At 62.9% G+C, this 23,435-nt stretch carries 22 protein-coding genes; 15 read left to right on the forward strand and 7 right to left on the reverse strand.

Translation table 11 applies throughout. The features are described 5' to 3' along the window. Positions 1–10 precede the first annotated feature (10 nt). The 12 genes from AC6H0N_RS06390 to AC6H0N_RS06445 all read left to right on the forward strand — a co-directional run bounded on the left by AC6H0N_RS06390 (position 11) and on the right by AC6H0N_RS06445 (position 13,057). Positions 11–2,806, forward strand: a complete 2,796-nt coding sequence (locus AC6H0N_RS06390; protein ID WP_497573262.1) for a motility hub landmark protein FimV — start codon at positions 11–13, stop codon at positions 2,804–2,806. A 62-nt stretch (positions 2,807–2,868) separates the two neighbouring features. Beyond that, positions 2,869–3,471 (forward strand): CbiQ family ECF transporter T component, encoded by a 603-nt coding sequence (locus AC6H0N_RS06395; protein ID WP_497573263.1) that lies wholly within the window; start codon positions 2,869–2,871, stop codon positions 3,469–3,471. Continuing rightward, complete coding sequence (truA, locus tag AC6H0N_RS06400; RefSeq protein ID WP_497573264.1) at positions 3,468–4,262, forward strand: tRNA pseudouridine(38-40) synthase TruA; 795 nt, start codon at positions 3,468–3,470, stop codon at positions 4,260–4,262. Before AC6H0N_RS06395 ends, truA begins: the two co-directional genes overlap by 4 nt. Then, the gene (locus AC6H0N_RS06405; protein WP_497573265.1) at positions 4,263–4,889 is read left to right on the forward strand and encodes a phosphoribosylanthranilate isomerase; all 627 of its coding nucleotides are present in this window, start codon (positions 4,263–4,265) and stop codon (positions 4,887–4,889) included. Beyond that, entirely contained in the window at positions 4,876–6,087 is a 1,212-nt protein-coding gene (trpB, locus tag AC6H0N_RS06410) for a tryptophan synthase subunit beta (RefSeq protein WP_497573266.1), read from the forward strand. The genes AC6H0N_RS06405 and trpB overlap by 14 nt, the downstream gene beginning before the upstream one ends. A 40-nt stretch (positions 6,088–6,127) precedes the next feature. After that, the gene (trpA, locus tag AC6H0N_RS06415; protein ID WP_497573267.1) at positions 6,128–6,943 is read left to right on the forward strand and encodes a tryptophan synthase subunit alpha; all 816 of its coding nucleotides are present in this window, start codon (positions 6,128–6,130) and stop codon (positions 6,941–6,943) included. Then, positions 6,940–7,806: an acetyl-CoA carboxylase, carboxyltransferase subunit beta gene (gene accD, locus AC6H0N_RS06420; RefSeq protein WP_497573268.1), complete on the forward strand. Its 867-nt coding sequence runs from the start codon at positions 6,940–6,942 to the stop codon at positions 7,804–7,806. Before trpA ends, accD begins: the two co-directional genes overlap by 4 nt. Positions 7,807–7,820: 14 nt before the next feature. Continuing rightward, positions 7,821–9,137: a bifunctional tetrahydrofolate synthase/dihydrofolate synthase gene (gene folC / locus AC6H0N_RS06425; RefSeq protein WP_497573269.1), complete on the forward strand. Its 1,317-nt coding sequence runs from the start codon at positions 7,821–7,823 to the stop codon at positions 9,135–9,137. Further along, positions 9,130–9,825: an SPOR domain-containing protein gene (locus tag AC6H0N_RS06430; RefSeq protein WP_497573270.1), complete on the forward strand. Its 696-nt coding sequence runs from the start codon at positions 9,130–9,132 to the stop codon at positions 9,823–9,825. Before folC ends, AC6H0N_RS06430 begins: the two co-directional genes overlap by 8 nt. A 7-nt stretch (positions 9,826–9,832) precedes the next feature. Then, positions 9,833–10,324 carry a CvpA family protein gene (locus AC6H0N_RS06435; RefSeq protein WP_497573271.1) on the forward strand — a complete coding sequence of 164 codons (492 nt, stop codon included), beginning with the start codon at positions 9,833–9,835 and terminating at the stop codon, positions 10,322–10,324. Between the two features lie 11 nt (positions 10,325–10,335). After that, the gene (gene purF / locus AC6H0N_RS06440; RefSeq protein ID WP_497573272.1) at positions 10,336–11,859 is read left to right on the forward strand and encodes an amidophosphoribosyltransferase; all 1,524 of its coding nucleotides are present in this window, start codon (positions 10,336–10,338) and stop codon (positions 11,857–11,859) included. Positions 11,860–11,884: 25 nt separating this feature from the next. Further along, positions 11,885–13,057: an O-succinylhomoserine sulfhydrylase gene (locus AC6H0N_RS06445; protein ID WP_497573273.1), complete on the forward strand. Its 1,173-nt coding sequence runs from the start codon at positions 11,885–11,887 to the stop codon at positions 13,055–13,057. A 49-nt stretch (positions 13,058–13,106) separates the two neighbouring features. Here the strand turns inward: AC6H0N_RS06445 and AC6H0N_RS06450 are convergent, their stop codons facing one another. From AC6H0N_RS06450 to AC6H0N_RS06460, 3 genes are read right to left on the reverse strand one after another with little or no spacing between them, the layout of a single operon-like run. Then, complete coding sequence (locus AC6H0N_RS06450) at positions 13,107–13,841, reverse strand: UDP-2,3-diacylglucosamine diphosphatase (RefSeq protein WP_497573274.1); 735 nt, start codon at positions 13,839–13,841, stop codon at positions 13,107–13,109. Between the two features lie 19 nt (positions 13,842–13,860). After that, positions 13,861–14,355 (reverse strand): peptidylprolyl isomerase, encoded by a 495-nt coding sequence (locus AC6H0N_RS06455; RefSeq protein ID WP_497573275.1) that lies wholly within the window; start codon positions 14,353–14,355, stop codon positions 13,861–13,863. Positions 14,356–14,371: 16 nt separating this feature from the next. Continuing rightward, on the reverse strand, positions 14,372–14,935 hold the full coding sequence (locus AC6H0N_RS06460) for a peptidylprolyl isomerase (RefSeq protein WP_497573276.1): 564 nt from the start codon (positions 14,933–14,935) through the stop codon (positions 14,372–14,374). A gap of 179 nt (positions 14,936–15,114) precedes the next feature. Here AC6H0N_RS06460 and cysS point away from each other — a divergent pair, with 179 nt between their 5' ends. Then, positions 15,115–16,485: a cysteine--tRNA ligase gene (cysS, locus tag AC6H0N_RS06465; RefSeq protein ID WP_497573277.1), complete on the forward strand. Its 1,371-nt coding sequence runs from the start codon at positions 15,115–15,117 to the stop codon at positions 16,483–16,485. A 20-nt stretch (positions 16,486–16,505) separates the two neighbouring features. Next, entirely contained in the window at positions 16,506–16,967 is a 462-nt protein-coding gene (locus AC6H0N_RS06470) for a PH domain-containing protein (RefSeq protein ID WP_497573278.1), read from the forward strand. 67 nt (positions 16,968–17,034) lie between these two features. Here the strand turns inward: AC6H0N_RS06470 and dnaJ are convergent, their stop codons facing one another. The 3 genes from dnaJ to grpE all read right to left on the reverse strand — a co-directional run bounded on the left by dnaJ (position 17,035) and on the right by grpE (position 20,839). Further along, the gene (gene dnaJ / locus AC6H0N_RS06475) at positions 17,035–18,153 is read right to left on the reverse strand and encodes a molecular chaperone DnaJ (protein WP_497573279.1); all 1,119 of its coding nucleotides are present in this window, start codon (positions 18,151–18,153) and stop codon (positions 17,035–17,037) included. Positions 18,154–18,270: 117 nt separating this feature from the next. Further along, entirely contained in the window at positions 18,271–20,193 is a 1,923-nt protein-coding gene (gene dnaK, locus AC6H0N_RS06480) for a molecular chaperone DnaK (protein ID WP_497573280.1), read from the reverse strand. Positions 20,194–20,296: 103 nt separating this feature from the next. Then, positions 20,297–20,839: a nucleotide exchange factor GrpE gene (grpE, locus tag AC6H0N_RS06485; RefSeq protein WP_497573281.1), complete on the reverse strand. Its 543-nt coding sequence runs from the start codon at positions 20,837–20,839 to the stop codon at positions 20,297–20,299. Between the two features lie 178 nt (positions 20,840–21,017). Here grpE and AC6H0N_RS06490 point away from each other — a divergent pair, with 178 nt between their 5' ends. Then, the gene (locus AC6H0N_RS06490; RefSeq protein ID WP_497573282.1) at positions 21,018–22,385 is read left to right on the forward strand and encodes a serine/threonine-protein kinase; all 1,368 of its coding nucleotides are present in this window, start codon (positions 21,018–21,020) and stop codon (positions 22,383–22,385) included. On the opposite strand, the gene AC6H0N_RS06495 is transcribed toward AC6H0N_RS06490, so the two are convergent. After that, positions 22,386–23,363 carry an SPM autocatalytic domain-containing protein gene (locus tag AC6H0N_RS06495; RefSeq protein WP_497573283.1) on the reverse strand — a complete coding sequence of 326 codons (978 nt, stop codon included), beginning with the start codon at positions 23,361–23,363 and terminating at the stop codon, positions 22,386–22,388. Between the last annotated feature and the right edge of the window lie 72 nt (positions 23,364–23,435).

A 23,435-nucleotide genomic window follows, 5' to 3' on the forward strand; every position in this document is an offset into this window, starting at 1 on the left:
TGTGGTTTCCGTGTGGCACTTTTTGCTGAAAATGCCAATTGGAAGCGCAAGTTGCTGCGCGAAGTTAAAGAAGATGCTAGATTGCGCTGAACATGCCTCCAATAAAGGCATATCCACGCGGGTTCTGCCCCCTGGCCGTCTTTTCTTCTACCGGGTGCTTCACACGACGACCGCTATGAAAAAATCGCTCAAGCTTACCGTCCTTGCGACTGCCATTGCCGCCGTGATGCCTTTTCAGGCAAATGCTGCGGGACTCGGTGGGCTCAATGTTTTCAGCGCCCTCGGCCAACCCTTGCGGGCCGAAATAGAACTTCACGCAACACCTCAAGAGCTGGATGGGATGACGGCATCAGTGCCGTCACCTGAAGCTTTCAGGCGAGCCAATCTCGAGTATTCGGCGCTGATGCCGGAGCTTGAATTGAAAGTCGAGCGCCGCGGTAGTCGTTCGGTGATACGTCTGAGCAGTTCGCGTGTCGTCAATGAGCCGTTCATGGATGTGCTGGTGGAGTTGCGCTGGGCTTCGGGCAGCCTGTTGCGCGAATACACCTTTCTGCTTGACCCGGTTGATATGCGACCCGCTCCGGCCGTAGCTTCTGCTCCGGCGCGTCCGGTTGCCTCGGCCCGCAACACGCAAGCAATGCCGGGCGATGCCCGGCACGTCGTGCGCCGTGGCGAAACCCTGCATCGAATCGCGCTCGATTATTTGCCTCCGAACGCACAGCTTGAGCAGATGTTGGTGGCGTTGTTGCGTGAAAACCCTGACGCTTTTGCGGATGGCAACATCAACCGATTGCGCGCCGGGGAATCCCTGACGGTGCCTGACGATATCGCGGTTGCCGCCATCTCGGCGGAAGACGCACGGCGCGAAGTGCAGGCTCAGTCTGCCGAATTCGAAGCCTATCGTAATCGTGTGGCTGCCGCCGTTTCGGCGCGTGCCCCTACACGTGAGCGTGAAGCCACCCGCGAAAGTGCCGGTCGCGTAGAGCCGCGCGTTGAAGAAATTGTGCGTGAAGAAGCGCCGATCGATCAGGTGCAGGTTTCGGGAACACGTGCCCCGAGCGATGGGAGCGCCAGCGGGCCAGTGAATGGGGAAGGCTCGCCGCGTTCTGCTTCGATTGCCGAAGAAGATCTTTACGTGTTGCAGCGCGAATTCGAAGAAATGCGTTCGCGTCTGGCGGAGCTTGAGCAGACCGTTTCCGATCAGCAGGGCATCATCGACATTCGCGACTCGGTAATCGCGCGCTTGCAGAGTGATGAAATTCCGGCCGGCGAATCCGCTCCTCTTGACCCGTCTGCTGCTCCGACCGAGCCGCCGGCTCCCGCAACCGTAGCACCTGCTCCTGCTGCGCCGCCTGCGCCGCCCGTGCCGGCGCCCATGCCGATGTCTGAGCCGGGCCTGATGGAACGCATTACCGCCAATCCGCTGCTGCTCGCTATTGGTGCACTGGTCGTCGGCCTGTTGGCGCTGCTTGGTTTGCGTGCGGCGCGCCGTCGTCGCGAAGCGCAGGAATTCGACGGCATTTCGCAGCACGAGCTCGATGAACCCGCAGAGCCGTTGTCCGTGGTCAACCACCCGGGCGGCGAGAGCGTTGATACCGACAGCAACACCAGCGTCATGGATACGGACTTCAGCCAGACAGGTCTGTCAGCCATTGATGCGGATGAAGGGGTCGACCCGGTTGCCGAGGCTGATGTTTATCTGGCCTATGGCCGGGACGCCCAGGCCGAAGAGATCTTGCTTGATGCGCTCAAAGTGGATGCATCACGTCACGCGATTTACCTCAAGCTGCTTGAAGTCTATGTGCAGCGCGGGGACCGCCGTCAGTTCGAGGTGATCGCGACCGATCTGTATTCACGCACCGGTGGTGAAGGTGGTGATTGGCAGAAGGCGGCGGCAATGGGACGCAAGCTTGATCCCGACAATCCTCTGTACGCGGAGTCGACTGATGTGGCTGGCGCCGGAGCTGGTGCCGCTCTGGCTGCTGGTGGCGCAATGGCTGCCTCCGTTTCGGCAGCCCCGGCCAACCGGCTTGAGGACACGCACATCGGTCTGGATCAGAGCGAACTCGACCTGCCCGATCTGGGCCCCCAGGCGGAGCTGGATATTGCCGGATTTGTTCCTGACGAATCGATGGACGCTCCGGAGATTTCCGGTGCGGAAGAATCGCCGGCGCTCGACTTTGATTTTGACGAGCTTGAAAAGGCTGACCAGGACGTTGCGGCGCAACCGGCCGCCGAGTCGCCGCTGCAAGACGACAACATGATCAGTTTTGATCTCGACCTCGGTGAGGACGCGCCGTCCGCACAGTCCGAGCCTGTGCAGGATGCTCCTGTTGAACCGCCGCCTCCGCCTGCGGATGCTCTCGATGAGCCGATCGAGGAAGAAGAGACGGTGATGGACCTTGAGCGGACCGAGTTCGATGCGAATCTCCTTGATTTCGATCTGGACCTGACGCCGCCTCCGTCCGTCAAGCCTGAAGCCGCTGATGGTATGGATTTGACGTCGATCGACTTGGACCTCGACCTGCCCGCAACGCCTGACGCCGAAGTGGCGTCCCCGGTTGATGAAGTCGTACCGGCGCAGGCTGGCTCGACTTCGGACGCGGATGCGGATGAGACGGCCGCAGTGCCGCAGTTCGATGCGCAGGACGTGCAACGCGAGATGGAGACCAAGCTCGAGCTCGCGCGTGCTTATGATGAAATGGGAGATCGCGAGGGCGCCCGCGAGTTGCTCGATGAAGTCGTCAAAGACGGCTCCGACGAGCAGCGCGAGGAGGCCCAGCGCATGCTCGAACGCCTCGCATGAGGTGTGTCACTAAGGTCGCCGGCGGTGTCCGAGGATTCGGCCCCGCCGGCTGATTCGTTTACATGCATTCCGGTCTGCAGGTCTTCCTTTGGCTCGCCGTCGTCGCGGGCCTTCAGTTTCTTGAGGTGCTGCCGCTTACGGTGGCGCTCTGCCTGAGCGCCATCCTAGGAGCGGTCTTTGCCCCTGAGCGCAGCAAGCGTCTGGTGAAGCGCGTGCGCTTCATCGTGTTAGCGATCGTCATCCTGTTTGCTGGCTTCACACCCGGCGAAGCCCTGTTTGTCGATTGGCCGCGACTGAGTCCTTCGCGCGAAGGCGTGTGGCTGGCCTACGAGCATGCCGCTCGTGTGCTGGTCGTGGTGCTGCTGGTTTCGCTATTGCTCGAACGCATGCCTCCGCAGCGGCTGATTGGGGCCATTCACGCGTTAATGCGCCCATTCGGCGTGATCGGTTTTCCCGCTGATCGGGTGGCGGTGCGAACCTTGCTGGTCTTGCGCTCGGTGGAGGCTGAAAAGCCCCCGAAGTGGCAGGACTGGATTCGTGATGACAGCAATGATCTGCATGACGTGATTGAGGTAGGCAGGGAGCCATTCCGAACGTTGGACCGCGTGGTCGTGGGTGTGCTGGTATTTGCCGTGGCGGCTTGGGTGTGGTGGGGGTTGTCGTGAGAATTGCATTGGGGGTCGAGTACGCAGGCGATGCTTTCGAGGGTTGGCAGAGCCAGCAACACGGTCGAACGGTGCAGGACCATCTGGAGCGAGCGATTTCGGCGATTGCGGGCCAGCCGATCCGGCTGCATTGCGCCGGGCGCACAGACACCGGTGTGCACGCCACCGCCCAGGTTGCCCATTTCGATTGTGATGCCACGCGCCCGCTAAACGCCTGGGTGCGTGGCGTAAATGCTCACCTCAGAGTGCCTGTGACGGTGCGTTGGGCGCAGCCGGTGAACGACGATTTTCACTCCCGGTTTTCCGCAATGGCGCGTCGCTATCGCTACGTGCTTCATGTTTCCCGTACGCGTCCGGCCTTGCTCGCAGGGCGTGTCGGTTGGTTCCATCTGCCACTGGATGCGGGAGTGATGGATGCTGCTGCCCAAGCCTTGCTTGGCTGGCATGACTTCACGTCGTTCCGGGCGACGGGGTGTCAGGGGAAAACGCCGATGCGACTGATGCATCAAGCGCGTGTGCAGCGTGACGGCGACTTTCTGCTGTTCGATTTTCATGCCAACGGCTTTCTGCATCACATGGTGCGGAATCTGGTCGGGGCATTGGTCATGGTCGGCAAAGGGACGCGTCCGCCGGAGTGGATCAAGGAGGTTCTCGTGGCGCGCGATCGCAGCGTGGCCGCGCCGACCTTTCCGGCTGGCGGGCTCTACTTGTGTGGGGTCGATTACCCCGCCGGATGGCCGCTCCCCGACGATGGGCGTATCATCGTCATGCCTCGCTTTCCGGTTGTCTGAATGTCCCGAACCCGCATCAAGATCTGTGGTCTGACCCGCCCTGAAGACGTCGACGCCGCTGTCCAAGCGGGTGCCGACGCGATCGGACTGGTGTTTTATCCCCGGAGCCCGCGCTTCGTGGCGCCGGGGCTTGCTGCCAGGCTTGCTCAGCGAGTGCCCCCGTTCGTCAGCGTCGTCGGCCTGTTCGTTAACGCGGAAGAAGCGTTCGTGTGTGATGTGCTGACGCAGGTGCCGCTGCACGCACTGCAGTTTCACGGCGATGAGGAGGAGGCCGATTGCGCACGCCACGGTCGTCCTTGGCTGAAAGCAGCGCGGGTCCGCGAGGGGTTCGATCTGTTAGAATTCGCATCTTTGCACCGATCGTCTTCCGGCATCCTGCTGGATGCTTTTTCCGACGCCTACGGCGGTACGGGCCATCGTTTCGATTGGTCCCTGATCCCCGATTCGATGGATCGGCGGCGCTTGATCCTGTCGGGCGGACTGGATGCCGACAATGTCGGGGAAGCCGTGCGCCGCATTCGCCCGTGGGCGGTCGACGTGTCGAGCGGTGTGGAAGTGGACAAGGGTATCAAGAGCGCAGCCCGCATCGCTGCGTTCATTGCTGGAGTTCGTAATGCAGATGGCTGACACTCCCTATTCGTTTCCGGACCCCAGTGGTCACTTCGGCCCGTACGGCGGTGCCTTTGTTTCGGAAACCCTGATTCCGGCACTGGCCGAACTGCGTCAGGCCTACGAAGAGGCCCAGCGTGACCCGGCCTTTGTCGCCGAGTTCGAGTACGAGCTGAAACACTACGTCGGTCGTCCGAGCCCGGTGTATTTCGCCGAACGGCTGACGGCCAAGTGCGGTGGTGCGCGCATCTATCTGAAGCGCGAAGATCTGAACCATACCGGCGCGCACAAGGTTAACAACTGCATCGGCCAGGCCATGCTGGCTCGCCGTATGGGCAAGCCGCGCGTGATCGCCGAGACCGGGGCAGGGCAGCACGGCGTGGCGTCGGCAACCGTTGCTGCGCGCTACGGCATGGAGTGCGTGGTGTACATGGGCGCCGAAGACGTCAAGCGTCAGGCTGCCAACGTCTATCGCATGAAACTGCTGGGCGCCAAGGTAGTGCCGGTCGAGTCCGGCTCGCGCACGCTCAAGGACGCCCTCAACGAGGCGATGCGTGACTGGGTCACCAACGTCGAGAACACCTTCTACATCATCGGCACCGTCGCCGGCCCGCACCCGTACCCGATGCTGGTGCGCGATTTCCAGTCGGTGATCGGCAAGGAATGTCTGACCCAGGTGCCGGAGCTGACCGGGCGTCATCCGGACTACGTCCTCGCCTGTGTGGGCGGCGGCTCCAACGCCATGGGTATCTTCCATCCGTACCTGGATGTACCTTCTGCTCGTCTGATTGGCGTCGAGGCTGCCGGTGACGGCATCCCGACTGGTCGCCACTCGGCCAGCTTGTCCGCCGGCCGCCCTGGCGTACTGCACGGCAACCGCACCTATCTGCTGCAGAACGAAGACGGACAGATCATCGAGACCCATTCGATTTCAGCCGGCATGGATTATCCGGGCGTCGGTCCGGAGCATGCGTGGCTGAAGGACAGCCAGCGCGCCGAGTACGTCGGCATCACCGATGCCGAGGCGCTCGAAGCCTTCCATACGCTGTGCCGTGTCGAGGGCATCATTCCGGCGCTCGAGAGTTCGCATGCCATCGCTTACGCGATGAAGCTGGCGCCGACGCTCGATGCTGACAAGATCCTGCTCGTCAACCTGTCCGGCCGTGGCGACAAGGACATGCACACTGTCGCAGACCGTTCGGGCTTGACCCTCTGATTCCATCGGGCCGTTCGCGGCCCGTTCATTTTTGCAGACCATGTCCAGAATCCAGAACGTATTCAAAGAGTTGAAGGAAAACGGTCGGCGCGCGCTGATCCCGTTCATCACGGCCGGCGATCCTGCGCCCGAGCTGACGGTGCCGCTGATGCACGCGCTGGTCGCGGGCGGCGCCGACATCATCGAATTGGGGGTTCCGTTTTCCGATCCGATGGCCGACGGCCCGACCATTCAGCGCGCTTCCGAACGTGCCCTGGCGCGTGGCATGAGCCTGCGCAAGGTCATCGACGCCGTGCGCGAGTTCCGCCAGACCGACACGCGTACGCCGGTCGTGCTGATGGGCTACGCCAATCCGATCGAGGCCATGGGCGTAGCTGGCTTTGTCGAGCGTGCGATGGCGGCCGAAGTGGATGGCGTGCTGGTGGTGGATTACCCGCCCGAGGAATGTCGTGACTTTGCGCTGACGGTGCGCGAGGCCGGTCTTGATCCGATCTTCCTGTTGGCGCCGACTTCGTCGGAGCAGCGCTTCAGCGACGTCGCTGAGGCTGGCAGTGGCTATATCTATTACGTGTCGCTGAAAGGCGTCACCGGTGTCGGTGCGGTGAACTTCGACGAAGTGCGCGATCGTGTGGCCCTGATCCGCGACCGTGTCGGTCTGCCTATTGGCGTCGGGTTTGGTATCCGTGATGCCGAATCGGCGCGTCGCGTGGGTGAGTTTGCCGATGCCGTGGTGGTTGGCAGTCGCATCATTGAAGAAATCGAAAACAGTCCCGTCGAGGAAGTGACGACGCGTGTCACCACGCTGGTGCGCGGTCTGCGCGATGCGCTCGACGCACTTGAGAAGGTAGCCCAATGAGCTGGTTGACCAAGCTGCTCCCGCCGCGCATCAACAAGGGCGGTATTGCCAAGAAGTCCATCCCTGAAGGTCTGTGGAGCAAGTGCTCGGCGTGCGAAGCCGTGCTGTACCGCGCTGACCTCGACAGCAATCATTCGGTTTGCCCGAAATGCGGTCACCACCAGCGCATCCGCGCGCGTGACCGTCTCGACAAACTGCTCGACGAACAAGGGCGCAGCGATGTCGGTATGTCGGTGATGCCGGTTGATCCACTCAAGTTCAAGGATTCGCGCAAGTACACCGAGCGGCTTTCGTCCGCTACGCGGGATACGGGCGAGGATGATGCGCTGATCGTGATGCGCGGCACCATCCAGGGGCTGCCGGTTGTCGTCGCATGCTTCGAGTTCGAGTTCATGGGCGGCTCGATGGGCTCGGTGGTCGGTGAGCGCTTCATGCGTGGCGTTCGTGCTGCCGAAGAGCTGCGCGCGCCCTTCATCTGCATTACCGCTTCGGGCGGTGCGCGTATGCAGGAGAGTCTGTTTTCGCTGATGCAGATGGCCAAGACCAACGCTGGTCTGACCCGTCTGTCGCGACGTCGGCTGCCGTTCATCACGGTGCTGACCGATCCGACCATGGGCGGCGTTTCCGCCAGCTTTGCCTTCATGGGCGACGTGGTGATTGCCGAGCCCGGCGCACTGATCGGCTTTGCCGGTCCGCGCGTGATCGAACAGACCGTGCGCGAGACGCTGCCTGAAGGGTTCCAGCGCTCCGAGTTTCTGCTTGAGAAAGGCGCCATCGACATGATCGTCGATCGCCGTGAAATGCGTGACACGCTGGCCAGCGTCATTGCGTTGCTCACGCGCCAGCCTGTGCTGGAGGCCTGACGGGCGGTCCGTACATGAATTATCCCGGCACGCTCGACGCCTGGCTCGAGCTGCTTGAAACGCGCCACACGCAGACCATTCAGCTCGGGCTGGAGAGGGTCGCTGCCGTGCTGCAGGCGATGGAATGTGCCGCACATCCGCGCGTCATCACCGTGGGTGGCACCAATGGCAAGGGTTCTACCTGCGCCATGCTGGAATCCATCCTGCGCGCGGCCGGTTACCGAACCGGCCTCTACACCTCGCCCCATCTGTTGCGCTTCAACGAGCGCGTACGCGTCGACGGTCGTGAGGCCGATGATGGTGCGCTGATCGAAGCATTCGGTGCCGTTGAAGTGGCGCGCGGCGACGTGCCGCTGACCTACTTCGAGCATGGTACGCTGGCGGCCTGGTGGCTCCTGTGCCGTGAGGGCGTTGAGGTGGCCATTCTGGAAGTCGGGCTTGGCGGACGCCTCGACGCCGTCAACGCCATTGAACCGGACTGCGCCATCGTCACCGGCGTGGCGATGGATCATCAGGATTATCTCGGCGACACCCGCGAACAGATCGGCTTCGAGAAGGCCGGTATCTTTCGGGCTGGCCTGCCGGCTATCTGCGGGGACCCGCAGCCGCCCGCGTCCTTGCTGGATCACGCTGCCGCTATTGGTGCGCAGCTGTGGGTCAGCGGCCGCGACTTCGGCTGTTCGGGCGATCGGCAGCAGTGGGCCTGGTGGCGTCTGGAGCAAGCCGCTCAGACCGAAGGAGGGCGCGTACGGCGCGGCGGTCTGGGCTATCCCGCCCTGCGTGGCGCCAATCAGTTGCTCAACGCTTCCGCTGTGCTGACAGCGCTTGACTGTCTGCGCGATCATTTGCCGGTTGCCATGCAAGCCGTGCGCGAGGGCTTCATGCACGTCGAGTTGCCGGGCCGTTTTCAGGTCTTGCCGGGCCGGCCGGCGGTCGTGCTGGACGTCGCGCACAACGTACAGGCCGCTGGCGTACTCGCCGAAAACCTGTTCGGTATGGGGTTCTTCCCGGAAACCTCGGCTGTGCTGGGCATGTACGGGGACAAGGATGTCGAAGGCGTGGTCGAGCGACTGCGCGAGCGCATCGATCACTGGTATCTGTGCACACTCGACGGACCTCGTGGATTGACGGCCGAAGCGCTTTCCGAGCGGGTGCGGGCGGGTGGCGCGAAGGGCGACATTCAGTGCTTTGAAAACCCCGCGGCGGCGTATCGCGCGGCACGGAAAACTGCCGGTGACAATGATAGAATTGCGGTCTTCGGCTCCTTCATGACCGTATCCGGTGTCATGGCCGTAATCGAGTGCCCTGAGGCGGGTGTTCTGCGTGTCTGATAACGACAACCTCGAACTCAAGAAACGCTCGCGCCGCCGTCTGGTGGGCGCCGCTGCGCTTGCGCTGATCGCAGCCATCGTGTTGCCGATGGTGATGGATGGCGAGCCGACTCCGCCGGTCAGCGACATTCAGGTCACGATTCCCGACCGCACCGTTGATGCGCGCCCCATTGGCGCCCGCGACCCCATCGTCGAGCCGGTTGCGGAGGCGCCGGCCGAACTTGCCGCGCCTGCCGTGATCGAGCCGTCGTCCCCGGCGGTTGCTCCGTCAGTGCCGTCCGCCCCCATACCCAAGCCGGAAACGTCCGAGCCGAAAACCAAGCCGCAGCCTGCTGAGCAGATGCCCGCGCCGGCGCCCCCCAAGACAACCGTCGTGCCCCACAAGGCAGAGCCCGAACCCGCAGCAGAGGAAAGTGCCGAGGCACGGCGTGCTCGCGCCATCCTTGAGGGGCGCTCGGCACCGGAAGCGCCGGGGCAGTTTCTGGTGCAGATCGGCGCCTTCAGTGACGACGCCAAGGCGCGTACCCGCCAGACGGATCTGGCCGCCAAGGGATTCAAGAGTTTTGTTGAGACCGCCGGTGGTGTGAGTCGAGTGCGAATGGGGCCGTTTGCGTCGCGTGTCGAAGCCGAATCCATGATCGCGCGCCTGCGTGGTGCATCGTTCGACGGCGTTGTGACGACGCGTTGAGCACTGAATGACCGTTCTCGACTACGTTCTGCTGGCCATGGTCGTGCTTTCTGCGCTGGTCGGTCTGTGGCGTGGCTTGGTCAGCGAGGTTGTGGCGCTGCTTGCATGGGTCGCTGCGCTGGGCGCAGCCTGGCTGTATGCGTCTGAAGTTGCCGGCATGCTGGAGGCGCACATCGCGGAGCCGGCGTGGCGCCAGGTCGCTGGTTTCGCATTGATTTTCGTCGGCGTACTATTGCTCGCGGCGATCCTGCGCTTTCTGTTGCGCGAACTGCTGCGCGCGGCCGGACTGGGGCCGGCGGACAGGATGTTTGGTACCTTTTTCGGAATTGCCAGGGGTCTGGCAATTGCGTTTGTGTTGGTGTTGGTGGGTGGCATGCTCGGAATGGCGAAGGAACCCTGGTGGGAATATTCGCTGTTCGCGCCGCCGCTCGAGACGGCGGTTGTGGCTTCCAAGCCGTGGCTGCCGGATGTAGTCGCCGAGAGAATTCGGTTCAGATAGGTGTTTGCTCCATGTGCGGAATCTTAGGGGTCGTCGCGAAATCCCCGGTCAACCAGTTGCTGTATGACGGCCTGATGGTGCTTCAGCATCGCGGTCAGGATGCAGCCGGTATCGCCACCTCCGACGGTGGCAAGTTCTACATGCACAAAGGGCCTGGCCTTGTGCGTGACGCCTTCCGTACGCGCAACATGCGCAACCTGGTGGGAGACTGGGGTATCGGCCATGTGCGCTATCCCACTGCCGGTTCGGCCTGCAACCCGGCTGAAGCGCAGCCGTTCTACGTCAATTCGCCGTTCGGCTTGCTGCTGGCGCATAACGGCAACCTGACCAATGCCGAAGAGCTCAAGCGCGAGCTGTTCCTGTCGGACCTGCGTCACATCAACACCAACTCGGATTCCGAAGTGTTGCTCAACGTGCTGGCGCACGAGTTGCAGGCAGCCGCCAATGGTTTCAAGCTCGATGACGAGGCGGTCTTCCGCGCGGTGGCCAACGTGCATCGGCGCTGTCGTGGCGCCTATGCGGCAGTGGTGATGATCTCGGGCTACGGCCTGCTGGCCTTCCGTGACCCGCATGGCATCCGTCCGCTCGTGGTCGGGCGCAATGATGTCGCAGATGGCACCGAATGGATGGTGGCTTCCGAGTCGGTCGCGGTTGATGTCACCGGCTATCGCACCGTGCGTGACGTCGCGCCGGGCGAAGCAGTGCTGATCGATCTTGATGGCAACTTCAAGAGCCGCCAATGCGCGCCGCACACGGTGCAGGCGCCGTGCATGTTCGAGTTCGTCTATCTGGCCCGCCCTGACTCCATCATCGATGGCATTTCGGTGTACGAGTCGCGCGTCAAGATGGGCGAGTTCCTGGCTCGCAAGCTGCAGCGTACTCAGCCCAACATCCACATCGATGTGGTTATTCCGATTCCCGATTCCAGTCGTCCGTCGGCGATGGAAATGGCCAGCCAGCTTGGTCTCCCGTATCGCGAAGGCTTCGTCAAGAACCGCTATATCGGCCGTACTTTCATCATGCCGGGGCAGGCCGTGCGGCGTAAGTCGGTGCGCCAGAAACTCAACACCATCCCGCAGGAATTCGCCGGCAAGAACGTGTTGCTGGTCGACGATTCCATCGTGCGCGGTACGACCAGTCGGGAGATCGTGATGATGGCGCGCGAGGCCGGCGCGCGTAAGGTGTATATGGCTTCGGCCGCGCCGCCGGTGCGCTACGCCAACGTGTACGGCATCGACATGCCGTCGCGCAGTGAGCTGATTGCATCCGATCGCGACGAAGAGGAGATCCGCCGCGAAATTGGCGCGGACGGCCTGATCTATCAGGATCTGGAAGATCTCAAGGCTTCGGTGACGGCCCTGAATCCGGCGATCTCGGTGTTCGAGACCTCCTGTTTCGATGGCTGCTACGTGACAGGCGACGTAACCGCCGAATATCTGTTCGGTGTCGAGAACCAGCGTGGCGAGAGCCGCAGCGTGGATGACGACGATGCCCAGCTCGACCTCAACCTCGTCGTCGGCCATCAGGACCACTGAGGCCGGCGGCCAAATCGTATCGCTGATGAACGAATTCGACTTTGACACGCTGTCCGTCCGGGCTGGCACGACTCGCAGCCAGTTCGGCGAGCACAGCGAAGCGCTGTATCTGACCTCCAGCTTTGTCTTCGGCAGTGCAGCCGAAGCCGCCGCGCGCTTTTCCGGCGCGGAGGAGGGCATGGTGTATGCCCGTTTCACCAACCCGACCGTATCGATGATGCAGGACCGCCTTGCTGCGCTCGAAGGCGGCGAGGCCTGCGTGGCGACATCGTCGGGCATGTCGGCCATCCTCGCGCTGGTAATGGGCACGATGAAGGCGGGTGAGCACATCATCGCTTCGACGGGCCTGTTCGGCGCCACGCAGCAGCTTTTCGGCAACATCCTGTCGCGCTTCGGCATCGAGACCACCATGGTGCCGGCGACCGATCTGGATGCCTATCGCAAGGCGGTACGTCCGAACACCAAACTGTTCTTCGTCGAGACGCCGTCCAATCCGCTGACCGAAGTCGTCGACATCGCCGCCATCGGCGAGATTGCGCATGAAGCGGGTGCGCTGTTCGCCGTGGACAACTGCTTCTGCACGCCGGCGCTGCAGCGGCCGCTCGAGATGGGGGCGGACGTGGTCATCCATTCCGCCACCAAGTATCTCGATGGTCAGGGCCGTGTATTGGGCGGTGCGGTGGTGGGTGGCAAGGCGGTTATCGACGAGGTTTTCAAGTTCTTGCGCACTGCCGGTCCGTGCATCTCGCCGTTCAACGCCTGGATCATTCTGAAAGGCCTGGAAACCCTGCGCCTGCGCATGGAAGCACAGTCGGCTGCCGCGCTGAAACTGGCCACGTGGCTGGAAGCCCAGGCGGGCATCGAGCGGGTCTATTACCCCGGCCTGGCCTCGCACCGCCAGCACGCGCTGGCCATGCGCCAGCAGATGGGTTTTGGCGGCGCCATCGTCAGCTTCGATGTCAAGGGCGGGCGTGATGCGGCGTGGAAAGTCGTCGACTCGACGCAGATGCTGTCGATCACCGCCAATCTGGGCGATACGCGGACTACCATCACGCACCCGGCAACGACCACCCATGGCCGCATTTCGCCGGAAGCGCGTGCTGCGGCCGGCATCGGTGACGGCTTGCTGCGCGTGGCTGTCGGGCTCGAGTCCGTGGACGACATCCAGGCTGATCTGGCGCGCGGTTTGGCGAACTGAGTTCGCCCTTGTGCCGCATGAATGAAAAGGCCGCCCGAGGGCGGCCTTTTCATTGGTCGTCGGCGCGCACCCGGCCGGTCATGAAACCGTGGGCATCATCCCACATCAGATACGGCGCGTCGTCGTGCCAGTCCGGCAACACCCAGCGCACGCATTCACGTCCATCGACGTGGTGCAGGTGCCGCGCGGGGCGGTGGGTGTGGCCGTGGATCAGTGTCGGGTGGCCGTGCGCGCGCAGCAGGTCTTCGACGGACGCCGTGTTCACATCCATGATATCCATGGACTTTTCGCTCTTGGCCTGCTTGCTGCGCTGGCGCAGATGGTCGATGAAGGCGCGGCGTTCGGCGAGTGGTTTAGCCAGAAAGCCGGCTTGCCATTCCGGAGCGCGCACCATCGCGCGGTAGTCCTGATAGGCGACGTCGTCGGTGCACAAGGTGTCGCCGTGAGAGAGCAGCACGCGCTCGCCGTCGAGCTCGATTTCGGTCGGTTCGGCGAGCAGCTGCATGCCGGCCGAGGCGGCATAGGCCTCGCCGATCAGGAAGTCACGGTTTCCGGCGAGAAAGAAAAGATGAATGCTGTCCTCAGCAAGCTCCTTCAAGCCATTCGCAACGTGGCGCGCCAGCGGCGTGTCGTCATCGTCGCCGGCCCAGTATTCGAACAGGTCACCGAGGATGTAGAGCTCATCCACACCACGCGCCGGGCCCGCCAGCAGCGCGTCGAAGGCTGCCAGCGTGCCGGGCGTGTCTTCCGACAGATGCAGGTCGGAGATGAAGAGGGCTTTCACCGGGCCGGGCGGAGCGGGCTCAGACCAGTTCGGCGCGCTCGATCACGACGTCCTCGACCGGCACGTCCTGATGAAAGCCGCTGGAGCCGGTGCGAACGTTGCGGATCTTCTCGACCACATCCATGCCGTCGCTGACGCGACCGAATACGCAGTAGCCGAAACCCTGCATGTCGGCCGAACGGAAGTTCAGAAAGGTGTTGTCGGCGACGTTGATGAAGAACTGTGCAGTAGCCGAATGCGGGGCCTGGGTGCGGGCCATGGCGACGGTGCCCATCTCGTTCTTGAGGCCGTTTTCGGCTTCGTTCTGAATCGGCTCGCCGGTCGGCTTCTGCTTCATGCCGGGTTCGAAACCGCCGCCCTGGATCATGAAGTTGTTGATGACGCGGTGGAACACGGTGTTGTCGTAGTGGCCGGCCTTCACGTAGGAGATGAAGTTTTCGACCGTGGCGGGCGCTTTCTCGGCGTCGAGTTCAAGCGTGATGACGCCGTGGTTGGTATGCAGTTTGACGTTCATGGTGTCTCCAGGGGATTCAGTTGGCGGGTGTTTTGAGCACGGCGCGTTCGAGCACGACGGGGTCGGCTGGCAGATGCTGATGCATGCCGGCGCGGCGTATCGGGCTTTTGGCAATGGCGCGTACCACGTCCATGCCGGCGGTGACGCGGCCGAACACGGTATAGCCGTGGCCATCGGGCCGGGGATAGTCGAGCCCGGCGTTGTCGACGAGGTTGATGAAGAACTGCGCGGTGGCGGAGTTCGGATCATTGGTGCGGGCCATGGCGATGGTGCCCGTGGCGTTCTTCAGGCCATTGGTGGCTTCGTTCTTGATCGCGGCGCGGGTGGGCTTCTGGCGCAAGGTCTGATCGAAGCCGCCGCCCTGGATCATGAAGCCGTCGATGACGCGATGAAACACCGTGTCGGCGTAAAAACCGCTTTGAACATAGGCGACGAAGTTCTCGACTGTCACCGGCGCCTTTTCGGCGTCGAGTTCGAGCGTGATGACGCCGCGGTTGGTGTGCAGCTCGACCACCGGGTTCGCGGCCTGGACGATGCCAGTGAGGGTGAGCAGGGCGATGGCGCAGAGCAGTCGTCTCATATTCGATTCCGGGCAGGGGGCAAGGCGGGGAGGCCGTTCGGCCGGCGTGGGGCGCTGTGCTATGATCGCGCGCTTCCGGAGCGGCAGACCGCACGGATTCTAGCAAAACCCCCACGCTGGCGCACGGCGCCCTGCGGCGCGGTTTCCGCCGCGCCCGGCCACCGCAAACGGATGACGGCATGCTGCAGATCCACAATACCCTGACCCGCAAGAAGGAAGACTTCGTACCGATCGAACCCGGCAAGGTCCGCATGTATGTCTGCGGCATGACGGTGTACGACTACTGTCACCTCGGGCACGCGCGGGTCATGGTGGTCTTCGACATGGTCACGCGCTGGCTGCGCGCGAGTGGTCTGGAGGTCACCTATGTGCGCAACATCACCGACATCGACGACAAGATCATCCGCCGTGCGCAGGAAAACGGGGAATCCATTCGCGCGCTGACCGACCGCTTCATCGCCGCCATGCACGAGGATGCCGACGCGCTTGGCGTACTGCGCCCGGATCACGAGCCGCGCGCCACCGACTATGTGGGCAGCATGCAGAGCCTGATCTCGCGCCTGACCGAAAAGGGCCTGGCCTACGTCGCCGCCAACCGGGACGTGTGCTACGCCGTGCGCAAGTTCGACGGCTACGGCAAGCTTTCCGGCAAGTCGCTGGACGAGCTGCGCGCCGGCGAGCGCGTGGAAGTGGCCAGCGACAAGAACGATCCGCTCGACTTCGTGCTGTGGAAACACGCGCGGGCCGAGGAGCCGGGAGAGGTGAAGTGGGCTTCGCCGTGGGGTGAGGGCCGGCCGGGCTGGCACATCGAGTGCTCGGCGATGAGTTCCGAGCTGCTCGGCGATCACTTCGACATCCATGGCGGCGGCGCCGACCTGCAGTTTCCGCACCACGAGAATGAGATCGCGCAGTCCGAGGGCGCACACGGCCACGGCTTCGTGAACTACTGGATGCACAACGGTTTTGTGCGCGTCGACGACGAGAAGATGTCGAAGTCGCTCGGCAACTTCTTCACCATCCGCGAAGTTCTCGGCAAGTACGACCCCGAGGTCGTGCGCTTCTTCATCCTGCGTGCGCATTACCGCAGCGCGCTGAATTACTCCGATGCACATCTGGATGACGCGCGCAGTGCGCTGACGCGTCTCTACACCGCGCTCAAGAACTGCCCGCCGGCAGGCGACGCGAATCTGGATGATCCGCTGGCGCAGCGTTTTGCGGCGGCCATGAACGATGATTTCAATACCGCTGAAGCCGTGGCGGTGTTGTTCGAGTTGGCTGGTGAAGCCAACCGTGGCGATGCCGCCAAGGCCGCGCTGCTGCATGCGCTGGGTGGTACGTTGGGCTTGATTCAGCGTGATCCGCAAGCCTTTTTGCAGGGCGGCAGTGACGGCGGGCTGGATGAAGCCAGCATCGATGCGCGCATTGCCGAACGGGCTGCGGCCAAGAAAGCGCGCGACTTCGCCTCGGCAGATCGTATTCGCGAGGAGCTGACGGCGGCGGGTATCGTGCTGGAAGACAGTGCGGGCGGCACCACCTGGCGTCGCGCCTGAGGTCGGCTTACGGAGAGCACATGGCTTACATCGAGGAATCCTTGTCGACCGGCGAACGGGTCGAGTCCATCTTCCGGCTGCACTGGTTTTCCTGGGTGTCGGTATTCGTGTGGGTTGCACTCGGAGTGGCCGCTTTGGTGGTCACGGCGTGGTTCGATTTCCAGTGGGTGCTGGGCTGGGCCGCCGGCGGACTGCTATGGCTGTTCGCCCTATACGCATGGCTGGTGCTGCGCTTTACCGAATTGGGGGTAACCAACAAACGCGTCATCCACAAGGTAGGCATCATCAGCCGCAAGACCGATGAAATGAAATTGTCGTCGATCGAAACGGTGGAGATCGATCAGGGCGTGCTCGGCCGCATCTTCGGTTTCGGCGACGTGCGCGTAACCGGGCGTGGGTTGAGCGATCTAGTGTTCAAGAGCATCGATGACCCGATGACGGTTAAACGCGCCATCGAAAGCATCAGCCACCCGGCAACCTGAACGGGTGCAATGCCGATAAAAAAGGCCCGCCGATTGGCGGGCCTTTTTGCTGGGCGAGGTGCCGTGCTCAGGCGGCGAAGAAATCTCGCACCTTGTCCATCCACGACTTGGCTTTCGGGTTGTGCTCGTCGGACCCGCCCTCAGCAGCGCCTTCGAATTCGCGCAGCAAATCCTTCTGACGGTCGGTGAGCTTCACCGGTGTTTCGATGACGACGTGGCACATCAGGTCGCCCGGCGCGTGCGAGCGCACGTTGCGGATGCCCTTGCCGCGCAGGCGGAAGACCTTGCCGGTCTGGGTTTCGGCCGGAATCTTCAGCCGTGCCATCCCGTCCAGCGTGGGGATCTCGATCTCGCCGCCGAGCGCAGCGGTGGTGAAGCTGATCGGCATCTCGCAATGCAGGTCGTCGCCTTCGCGCTCGAATACGGCATGCGAGCGGATATGGATTTCGACGTAGAGATCACCCGGCGGGCCGCCGTTGACGCCCGGTTCGCCATGGCCACCGTGGCGCAGGCGCATGCCCTGGTCGATACCGGCGGGGATTTTCACTTCCAGCGTCTTGTTGCTCTTGACGCGGCCGGCGCCGCCGCAGCTTCCGCACGGGTTGGCAATCATGCGGCCGGTGCCGTGGCATTTCGGGCAAGTCTGCTGGATCGAGAAGAAGCCCTGCTGCATACGCACCTGGCCTGCGCCGCCGCAGGTTGAGCAGGTCTGCGGCTGGGTGCCGGGTTTGGCGCCGCTGCCGCTGCAGGTGCCGCAGGTCTCGGCAGTCGGGATACGAATGGTCTTGTCGGTGCCGCGCGCGGCTTCCTCGAGGCTGATTTCGAGGTTGTAGCGCAGGTCGGCACCGCGATAGACGTTGGAGCGTCCGCCGCCACGGCCACCGCCGAAGATGTCGCCGAAGATGTCGGAGAAGGCGTCGCCGAAGCCGTCGAAGCCCTGACCACCGCCGCCTGCCGCGCCGGCCATACCGGCGTGGCCGAAGCGGTCATAGGTGGCGCGCTTCTGTTCGTCCGACAGCGCCTCGTAGGCCTCGCTGAGTTCCTGGAACTTCGCCGCCGCATCCTTGCTGTCCGGGTTGCGGTCGGGGTGATGCTTCATCGCGAGCTTGCGGTAGGCCTTCTTGATATCGTCGGCCGACGCGTCGCGATTGACGCCCAGAACTTCGTAGTAATCGCGTTTTGACATGGGTTTCCAGTCGAGAATGAAGAGTGGTGAGTGGAGTGGCTGCCGAGAGCGAAAGGCAAGGCCGGGATGCCCCGGCCTTGACCCTCTCTACGTTCGGCGCCTGGTTCTCGACTCGGCTTACTTCTCGTCCTTCACCTCGGTGAATTCCGCGTCGACCACGTCGGCATCGGCCGCCTTGCCAGCGTCGCCGGCTTCGGCGCCAGCGGCCGCGCCCTGAGCCTGCTGATCGGCGTACATCTTCTCGCCGAGCTTCTGGCTGGCTTCGGCCAGCGCGGCGCTCTTGGCTTCGATCTGGTCCTTGTCGTTGCTCTTGAGCGCTTCCTCGGCTTCGGTGATGGCATTCTCGATGGCCGATTTTTCGGCTTCGTCGAGCTTGTCACCGTGCTCGGCAACGGCCTTCTTCACCGAGTGGATCAGCCCGTCGCACTGGTTGCGGGTCTCGACCAGATCGCGCGTCTTCTTGTCATCCTCGGCGTGCGCGGCGGCGTCCTGCACCATGCGCTCGACTTCCTCGTCCGACAGACCCGAGTTGGCCTGGATCTTGATCTTGTTTTCCTTGCCGGTGGCCTTGTCCTTGGCCGACACGTGCAGGATGCCGTTGGCGTCGATGTCAAAGGTGACTTCGATCTGCGGCATGCCGCGCGGGGACGGCGGGATGTCGGTGAGGTTGAACTGGCCCAGGCTCTTGTTGCCCGCAGCCACTTCGCGCTCGCCCTGCAGCACGTGGATGGTCACCGCGCTCTGGTTGTCGTCGGCGGTCGAGAACACCTGCGAAGCCTTGGTCGGGATCGTGGTGTTCTTCTGGATGAGCTTGGTCATCACGCCACCCAGCGTCTCGATACCCAAGCTGAGCGGGGTGACGTCGAGCAGCAGCACGTCCTTGACTTCACCCTGAAGCACGCCGCCCTGGATGGAGGCGCCGACTGCCACGGCTTCGTCCGGGTTCACGTCACGGCGCGGATCCTTGCCGAAGAACTCCTTCACCTTGTCGATGACCTTGGGCATGCGGGTCTGGCCGCCGACCAGGATCACGTCGTCGATGTCGGTCACTTTCAGGCCGGCGTCTTTCAGCGCGATGCGGCAAGGCTCGATCGAACGGGCGATGAGGTCTTCCACCAGCGCCTCGAACTTGGCGCGCGTGATCTTCACCGCGAGGTGCTTCGGGCCGGAGGCGTCGGCCGTGATGTACGGCAGGTTCACTTCGGTCTGCGTGCCCGAGGACAGCTCGATCTTGGCTTTCTCGGCAGCTTCCTTCAGGCGCTGCAGCGCCAGCACGTCTTTCTTCAGATCGACGCCTTGCTCTTTCTGGAACTCGGTGACGATATAGTCGATGATGCGCTGGTCGAAGTCTTCGCCGCCCAGGAAGGTGTCGCCGTTGGTGGCCAGCACTTCAAACTGGTGCTCGCCGTCGATGTCGGCGATCTCGATGATCGAGATGTCGAAGGTGCCGCCGCCGAGGTCATACACCGCGATCTTGGAGTCACCCGGCTTCTTGTCCATGCCGAACGCCAGCGCGGCCGCGGTCGGCTCGTTGATGATCCGTTTGACTTCCAGACCGGCGATCTTGCCGGCGTCTTTGGTGGCCTGACGCTGGCTGTCGTTGAAGTAGGCCGGCACCGTGATGACGGCTTCGGTCACTTCCTCGCCAAGGTAGTCCTCGGCGGTTTTCTTCATCTTGCGCAGCACTTCGGCTGACACCTGCGGCGGGGCAATCTTCTTGCCGCGCACTTCCACCCATGCGTCGCCATTGTCGGCCTTGCAGATGGTGTAGGGCATCAGGTCGATGTCTTTTTGCACTTCCTTCTCTTCAAAGCGACGGCCGATCAGGCGCTTGACCGCGAAGAGGGTGTTCCTGGCGTTGGTGACGGCCTGACGCTTGGCCGGCGCACCGGTCAGGATCTCGCCGTCTTCGGCGTAGGCGACGACGGACGGCGTGGTGCGTGCGCCTTCGGAGTTCTCGATGACCTTCGGCTTGCCGCCTTCCATCACGGAAACGCAGCTGTTGGTGGTGCCGAGGTCGATGCCAATGATCTTGCCCATGATTTCTTCCTTGTATTTCAAATTCGTTGGTCGCCCCGTGCGACCGTGTCATGGTCAATATGGGGCGGGCTGGCGAGCTTTCAAGCCCGCGTTGCGATGAGGTCTATTTGGCCTTGGCGACCTGCACCAGCGCTGGGCGCAGCACGCGGTCATGCAGCGTGTAGCCCTTTTGCAGCACGGTCACGACGGTGTTGGGTTCGGCGTCGGATTCGATCGCGCCGATGGCCTGATGCTTGTTCGGATCGAACTTGGTGCCGAGCGGGTTTTCTTCGCTGACGGCAGCGCCTTCAAAGGCGGAGTTGAGTTGCTTGAGCGTCAGTTCGACGCCTTCGCGCAGCTTTTCCAGCGTCTGGTTTTCGGTGGCCAATGCCGCTTCGAGGCTGTCGCGCACCGGCAGCATTGCAGAGGCGAACTTCTCGGCGGCAAACTTCGAGGCCTTGGCGATGTCTTCCTGCGCACGGCGACGGATGTTCTCGGACTCGGCTTTGGCGCGCAGCCAGGCGTCGTGGTGCTCGGCGGCCTTTTGCTCGGCAATGCGAATGGTGTCTTCGACGCTGGGGGTGGAATCCGCGTGCGCTTCGTCTTGCTCGGCAGGCACGTCGTCCTCGCGGAGGTTTTCGGGTTCGTTGTGATTCTGGTCCTGCATCGTTGCGACTCCGTTGGTTCATCGACTCCGACGCAACTGGGGGCGTCGAGGTGGATTTCAAGCCCGCATTCATTAAAAATTGCAGTGATTCCGAAGCCGGACCGGCAGACGACCTGTTTGCAGGGGCGGTGTATGCTAGCGCCACATTCGGTATCCGACGTGCATGTCCCGGAATTTCATGAGCGATATCCCTACACGCATCGGCAGATTCGACATCATCGAGCAGGTCGGCAAAGGTGCGACCGCGGTGGTGTACAGGGCAGTCAGCGAAGACCATCCGGAAGGGGTGGCGATCAAGCACGTGCGTTTTCGTGGCGACGGGGAAGGGCAGGCGCGGCGCATCCGGCGCCTGCGCAAGCTGATCAAGGCCGAAGCGAACATCGTGCAGCGCCTGCAGCACCCGAACATCATCCGTATTCACGAAGTCGTCATCGAGGATGACGAGGCGCATGTCGTGATGGAGTATTTCCCCGGTCAGCCGTTGAGCCGCTACTGCCGCTTCGACAAACTGCTGCCGCTGCATCGCGTGATGAGCATTGTTTTCAAGTGCTGCATGGCGCTCGACCATGCCTTCCGTCAGGGCGTAGTGCATCGCGACATCAAACCCGACAACATCCTTGTTGATGAAGACGACAACGTGAAGATCACCGACTTCGGTCTCGCGCTGAACATCAACAAGAAGCTCGACAGCGACTCGACCTTCATTGTCGGCGTGGGCTCGCCGGCCTACATGAGCCCCGAGCAGATCAAGAACTACCCGCTGAACCAGAAGACCGACCTTTATTCGCTGGGTGTCGTGCTGTTCAATCTGCTCACCGGTCGTCTGCCGTTCCGGGCTGGCAATCATGCGCAACTGGTCTACAAGATCCTCAATGCCGAGCCGCCGCCGCCGTCCGGCCTGAATCCGGAGTTGCCGGAGTCGGTGGACAAGGTGGTGTTCAAGGCACTCGAAAAGGATCTGTATTCGCGCTATCGCAACGGGGCGGAGTTTGCGCAGGATCTGTCTGGCATTCGTTATCGCATCGTCGATGAGAACCACCGCAGCATGGACACGCGGCGTTTCGCGGCGCTGCGACGCCTCGCTTTCTTCACCGAGTTTGACGACATCGAGGTGTGGGAGGCGCTGCGCATTTCGTCGTGGCGCATTGTGCCGCCGCATACGGCGATCTTCCGTGAGGGCAACGAGGACGAGCGCTTCGGCGTGCTGGTCGAGGGTGAGGTGGAAATGTCAGTCGAAGGCAAACGCGTCGACACCTTGCTGCACGGCGAGATTTTCGGTGAGCTGGCCTGGATGGATGCGCCGGTGAGTCGGCAGATGTATTCGGTGGTCACGCTGCGCGACTGCACGTATCTGGAAGTCACACCGGCCGCGCTGGCGCTGGCCTCGGAGGAATTGCAGGCGGCATTCCGCAACCGTATCGCTTCGGTTGTTGCACGGCGTTGCGCCGACGGCATGCGTGCGCTGGCGGCCAGGGTGGGCAAGGAAGCCGCGCGGGTCGACCGCACGGCAACCGGTAGTGCAGATCTGCAGCTGGTCGACGACTGATCAGACGCTCAGATCGACCTGGCTGATGGTGCCGACGCTGCCGTTCTCGTTCAGATAGACGCCGCTCTGGCGCATCATCCCCAAGGTCTCGTTGGCACTATTGCGCAAGGCGAAGGGTGTTGCGACGCGCGCCAGTGATAATGCGCCCACGCCCGCTTCAGCCAGCGTCAGCAGGCTGCCCTGACCGTTCTCATCGGCTTGCCACAGGCGCAGCTGACTGAAGGCCGGGTCGGCCTCGTCGATCCAGCCATTGCCGTCGGCATCGAGTGCAGCGAGTTCGGCAAAACCATCGCCGCTCATCGGCCCGAACAGCTCCCGACCATCGTCGATACGGCCGTTGGCGTTGCGGTCAAAGGCCAGAAAGCCGCGGCCCCCAACCGGCACCGGAAGCTCGTCCTGTGTGCCGTCTGCATCGAGATCAAACGCAAAGCGTGCATTCGACAGGCTCGCGCCGCTGCCGGCAAAGTCGAGCATCAACGGGTCTTTCAGGCGACGCGGCGTGCCGCTTTCGACGTCGAGAGCGAAACGCTCGCTGAAGCCGCGCTCCATCTCGAACGCCACCTCGAAACGGATCTCCCGCCCATCTGCCGTTCGCACCACACCGGAGGCAGCGAAGTCCACGCGCTCGTACTCGATGCGCTCTCCGCGCACGCTCAGCGACATGCCCGAGCCGTCGCCGGCCTGCGCGGTCTCGCGCGGCGGGGTATAGGTGCTGGTTGTTGCGGGTTCCAGATCCGACATGCGCAGCACGTCGATGCTGCGACCGAGCATCTTTTCGATCATCGCGCGCAGCAGGCGCAGGCGCGGATCATCCAGCGCGTCTTCTTCTGCGGCGGCCATTCGATCAAGCTCTGTGGCCGCCGGCGCGGCAGGTTCCGCGGGGCGAGGGCCCCAACGTTCGATGCTCACCGAAACGCTCTCGCGCTCGTAGGCGAGATGAGTGGACTGCATCGCGATCTGTGCGCTTTCGATCTTCATGGCTGGCCTGCAAACGGATTGAACCGTGACATTCCAGTTAACGGCACGAAGCAGGTTTTCTTGAGGTCGGCG

It is taken from the genome of Pseudazoarcus sp. NS34 (genome assembly GCF_059703725.1).